Annotated in this window: 5 protein-coding genes; 2 read left to right on the forward strand and 3 right to left on the reverse strand. The window is 64.5% G+C overall.

Going from position 1 to position 4886, the window contains the following annotated elements; genetic code table 11:
* Positions 1–65: 65 nt before the first annotated feature.
* On the reverse strand, positions 66–872 hold the full coding sequence (locus WCE35_RS26290) for a response regulator (RefSeq protein WP_424596229.1): 807 nt from the start codon (positions 870–872) through the stop codon (positions 66–68).
* A 261-nt stretch (positions 873–1133) separates the two neighbouring features.
* Between WCE35_RS26290 and WCE35_RS26295 the strand changes: the two genes are divergently transcribed.
* Together WCE35_RS26295 and WCE35_RS26300 are read left to right on the forward strand one after the other, a co-directional pair.
* Positions 1134–1340, forward strand: a complete 207-nt coding sequence (locus WCE35_RS26295) for a NepR family anti-sigma factor (protein WP_424596230.1) — start codon at positions 1134–1136, stop codon at positions 1338–1340.
* Positions 1340–1885 (forward strand): sigma-70 family RNA polymerase sigma factor, encoded by a 546-nt coding sequence (locus WCE35_RS26300; RefSeq protein WP_424596231.1) that lies wholly within the window; start codon positions 1340–1342, stop codon positions 1883–1885. Before WCE35_RS26295 ends, WCE35_RS26300 begins: the two co-directional genes overlap by 1 nt.
* 260 nt (positions 1886–2145) lie before the next feature.
* Here the strand turns inward: WCE35_RS26300 and WCE35_RS26305 are convergent, their stop codons facing one another.
* Together WCE35_RS26305 and ureG are read right to left on the reverse strand one after the other, a co-directional pair.
* A complete protein-coding gene (locus WCE35_RS26305) occupies positions 2146–3795 on the reverse strand; it encodes a CHASE domain-containing protein (protein WP_424596232.1) in 1650 nt (549 codons plus the stop codon).
* Between the two features lie 306 nt (positions 3796–4101).
* Complete coding sequence (gene ureG, locus WCE35_RS26310) at positions 4102–4740, reverse strand: urease accessory protein UreG (RefSeq protein ID WP_424596233.1); 639 nt, start codon at positions 4738–4740, stop codon at positions 4102–4104.
* Positions 4741–4886 lie beyond the last annotated feature (146 nt).

Consider the following 4886-nt stretch of genomic DNA (forward strand, 5'->3'; position numbering starts at 1 on the left):
GTACGAACCCGCAAAAAAATCCGGCGCGCTCGCGAGAGCGCCGGATCGATCTAGCTCTACCCGCCTCACCCCGCCGCCGCGCCCGTCGTCCGGTTCTTCGAGTTGCGCTGGAAGAACAGCGCCTGGCTGGCCACCGCGGAGACCATCGCGGGCTGGAACGGCTTTGAGATCAGGAAAGCCGGCTCCGGGCGCTCGCCGGTGAGGAAGCGTTCGGGATAGGCGGTGATGAACACCACCGGCACCTCGAACGCACGCAACAGCTCGTTGACGGCATCGAGGCCGGAGCTGCCGTCGGCGAGCTGGATGTCGGCGAGAATCAGGCCCGGCCGCCTGTTCTTGGCGAGCGCGATCGCGTCGGTATGGGTGCGGGCGACGCCGATCACGTGGTGACCGAGATTCCTGACCAGGCTTTCGAGATCCATCGCGATAAACGTCTCGTCCTCGATGATCAGCACGTCGGTGGCGATCTCCGCGGCCATTTCGCGGCCGGCGGCGTCCGTCAGCCTGCGGGTCTCGGCGATGTCGATGCCCAGCACATAGGCGACCTCCTCCTCGGAAAAGCCTTCCAGCGACAGCAACAGGAAGGCCTGGCGCGGCAATGGCGTGATGTTGGAGAGCCGGCGCTCCGACGGCATCGCCGGGCTGGCGGCATCGGCATTGTCGTTGATCGAGACCGAATTCCAGATCTGGGTGAACAACCGGAACAGCGCGGCGCGGGCGCCGTGCGTTTCGTCGAGCAGCGAGGGGTCCTGCAGCAGGGCTTCCAGCATGGCGCCCACATAGGCGTCGCCGGACGCCTGGTTTCCGGTCAGCGCGCGGGCGTGGCGCCGCAACAGCGGCAAATACTCGGCAACGAGCTGTGATCGGGACATCCCACTTCATCCTTGCTTTGAGGCCGGGCTTAAGACGCCGTGCGGCCTGAAACGCCTGCGTTGGGTCAAACGTATACCTGAATGGGAAACCGGTTCCCTGCCAGATGCCTTACGCGCGAGACCGGAAAACGTTCCCCGGTTGCGGAACTTTCCGGCGAAATTTGCATTAGCCGGACTGACCATCCGGTAGCCAAGGCCTGGTTTTCGAGAAAAAACCAGCGATTTCGAATACTTATATCTCGGGGAAGTGTGGATGCAAATATGAAGGACGCAAAGAAGCAGGGCGGTCTCAGTGCCGAGATTCAGTCGAGAATCGGCCACCAGCTCCGCGCCATGTATGACGACGTGGTGCGGCAGGGGGTGCCGGACCGCTTTGCCGAGCTCATCCGCAAGCTCGATGGACCGGAGGCCGCCGCCCAGGCAGCTCGAGCGAGCGACGAACCTTCCAAAAACACTGGGAGGGACTAATGCCCCTCACAGACTCCCTCCGCGACGATATTCTGGCGTCGGTCCCCAGCCTGCGGGCGTTCGCGATCTCGCTCAGCGGCAGTGGCGACCGGGCCGACGATCTGGTGCAGGAGACGCTGCTGCGCGCGATCGCCAACATCGATTCGTTCCAGCCCGGCTCCAATTTGCCGGCCTGGCTGTTCACCATCCTGCGCAACCTGTTCCGCTCCGACTATCGCAAGCGGCGGCGCGAGGTGGAGGACGCCGACGGCAATTATGCAAATACCCTGCAGACCCAGCCGGCGCAAGGCGCGCATCTGGAGTTCAAGGAGTTTCGCGCCGCGCTCGACAAGCTTCCGCAGGATCAGCGCGAAGCCCTGATCCTGGTCGGCGCTTCCGGCTTCTCCTATGAGGACGCCGCCGCCATTTGCGGCTGCGCGGTCGGCACCATCAAGAGCCGCGTCAACCGCGCGCGCTCGAAGCTCTCCGCGCTGCTCTATGTCGACGGCGAGGAATTCGGCCCCGACGATACCGTGTGCGCCGTGATCGGCGGCAATGGCGGGTGATGCTGGAACGCATAGGGTGGGCAAGTCGAAAGGGTAATCCTCGGGCCATCGTCATTCCGGGGCGCGCCCTTTGGCGCGAGCTATGATGTGCAATTGCACATCATAGCTCGACGCTTCGCGTCGCCCCGGAATGACGGGGATAGTTCACGGTCGTATATTGATCAATTCCGTCCGCATGACCGGCAAGGGCGCGCTTGCGCCGCGCCCACCACCCCTCACGCGTGACATATTGGCGGCATCGGACCTGACTGCTACCGCCCCTACCGCACTGGCGCGGAAAATTGTCCGCTGCGGTCCCGTTCCATCGTGTCGACCACGGTCTGCATCGGCGCGGTCAGTTCATAGACGTAACTGACCTCGGTGAAGTACCGTTTCGCGGTGCCGCCGAGCGCTTCGGGCGCGACGCGATCGAGCAGGATCAGGCCGAAATCGGAGTCCTCGCGCCGCGTCGCGGCGCTGGTGTTGAATTCCTCCCAGCGAAAATGAAAGACCGTATCCGGCTCGTCGCCGGTCACTTCCCAGCTCGCGACGACGTGCGGGTGCTTGCCGACCAGCGACAGCCCCTCGTCGGAATGCGAGGCCAGTTCGAAGAACAACAGCGAGAGCGATTGCGCGGCGCGGGCGCTGACGGCGATGTCCGGACCGTCCACCGAAATGCGGTCGGAATGCGGGATGGCGCGCGACTCGAACAGCCCCCTCAGCCTGACGCCCTGCCACTGGCTTTCGCTGAGCAACGTCACCACGTTCGACATCGCGTGAATGCGGCCGATCAGGAGTTCGCGCGCGACGTCGATGTCGGAGCCGTGGCGCAGCGTCCGCGTCACGATCGACTGGATCACGGCCAGGATGTTCTTGACCCGGTGATTGAGCTCATCGATCACGGCGGTCAGCCGGCGCTCGAAGCCGATCCGCACCTCGATCTCGCGGCTCAGCCTCAAATTGTTGTAGGCGACATAACCGAACAGGCCGCATACGATTCCGGTCAGCGCCAGCCCGATCGCCGCCACGATCAGCGCCATCTGCAGCGGGCGCAGCGCGGCATTGCTTTTGGCGTAATAGGCCAGCGACCAGTCGCGGCCGCCAAACCTCACCGTGCGCAGCATCGACGGCGCCGCGCTGTCCGGCCTCACCGCGCGCGAGGAGACGACGCCCCGTTCGCTGGCGACCAGTTCGGCGTCGGCATCGCGCGGGTCCTTCAGCATCACCGAGAACAGCGACAGATCGTCATTGGCCAGCATCAGCGGCGCCAGCTCGTAGGCAAACGTCACGAAGCCCGCGGCTTCGGATGCGCCCTCGGTGAATACCGGCGCGGCCAGGACGAGACCGACCGGCCCGTTCCGCCGGAGCAGCGGGACGGGATCGGACGCCGTCAGTCTGCCCTGCGTCTTTGCCAGCGCCAGTGTCGGCCCGATGCTGGAGTTGCGATCGAAGGTACTGCCGGCAAGACCTGTCGTGTCGGGATTGCGCGGCTCGAGGTCCATCAGCACATTGATCGGCTTGTCGATGACCTTGAGGTCCAGCGGATGGTCGTCGAAATCGCGGATGGTCGGGTTCGAGAAGCCGGCGCGCTTCAGCTCCGCTTGCGCCGCTCCGAGCTCACCTGGCTGCAGCCGCGCGATCCAGCAGGCGACCACGAAATCGGTCTTGAAGGCGTAGATCGAGGACCGCAACGGCTGCAGCATATTGGCTCTTACCACCGAAGGCGCGCGAAACAGGCCGGCTGCAACGCGCGCGAGCAATTCGCGCTCGGTCAGCCGGTCCTGGACCAGGCTGGCGTGAACGTCGATCGCCCGCGCCAGCGCGATTCCATCGAGCGCGAGCTCCTGATCGTGGACACGATAAGCCGCGAGACCGGAGAGCAGCACTCCGATCAGCGCGATAAAGCCGATGATGAAGCCCAGCCGAACCAATCGCTTACTCGGAAATGAGGGGTTGGCGATGAAGTATCGCACGCATCTGGCATCCGCCGCGGCGACAGCCAACAGAAACAGGATGAACGCTAACCGCGAGGCAATATGAGGCAGCGACCATCGATACGCAACTGAAGTTGGACTAACACGTATGGCGGTTGCAGCCGCGAAACTTTCGCGACGCTGGCCGTGTCTGAAAGCTTTCACGGCGATAACGGTTGTTAATCGGGAACGTCGGATTTTGTTCCGTCCGATCCGATGAAATCCCGGGCCGCAGGGCCTCTGCCGCCAGTATTAACCAATCCCTCAGCCGGCCCTGGCGCGGGCCGGCGGACGCAGGCCGCCCTTGGTCTCGATAAAGCTGATGATGCGGTCGAGCCCTTCGCTCTTTTTCAGGTTGGTCATCACGAACGGCCGCTCGCCCCGCATCCGCATCGCATCGGTCTCCATCTTCTGAAGCGACGCGCCGACATGGGGCGCGAGGTCGATCTTGTTGATGACGAGCAGGTCCGACCGGGTGATGCCGGGCCCGCCCTTGGAGGGAATCTTGTCGCCCGCCGCGACGTCGATCACATAAATCGTCAAGTCGGCGAGCTCCGGCGAGAAGGTCGCGGCCAGATTGTCGCCGCCGGATTCGATCAGCACCAGATCGAGATCGGGAAATTTGGCGCGCATGTCGGCGACCGCGGCGAGGTTCATCGAGGCGTCCTCGCGGATCGCGGTGTGCGGACAGCCGCCGGTCTCGACGCCGGCGATGCGATCCGCCGCCAGCGCGCCCGAGCGCACCAGAAACTCCGCGTCCCATTTGGTGTAGATGTCGTTGGTGATCGCCGCGATGTCGTAGCGCGCGCGCATCGACTTGCAGAGCAGATCCATCAGCGCGGTCTTGCCGGAGCCGACCGGGCCGCCGACACCGACGCGAAGCGGGCCGTGAGATTTGGGCATGTCAGGTGCTCTTTCCGTTATCGTCGCGCGTTCCACGATCGCGTCCTCCCGGCGAACGCCGGCACCCATAACCACCGGCTGCCGTTGCGACAAGGGACGTCTGCCCTCGCGCCCGAACGACAGGCCGCGGCGTATCGGTCCCGGCG

The organism is Bradyrhizobium sp. (genome assembly GCF_049691595.1).
Classification (GTDB): domain Bacteria; phylum Pseudomonadota; class Alphaproteobacteria; order Rhizobiales; family Xanthobacteraceae; genus Bradyrhizobium.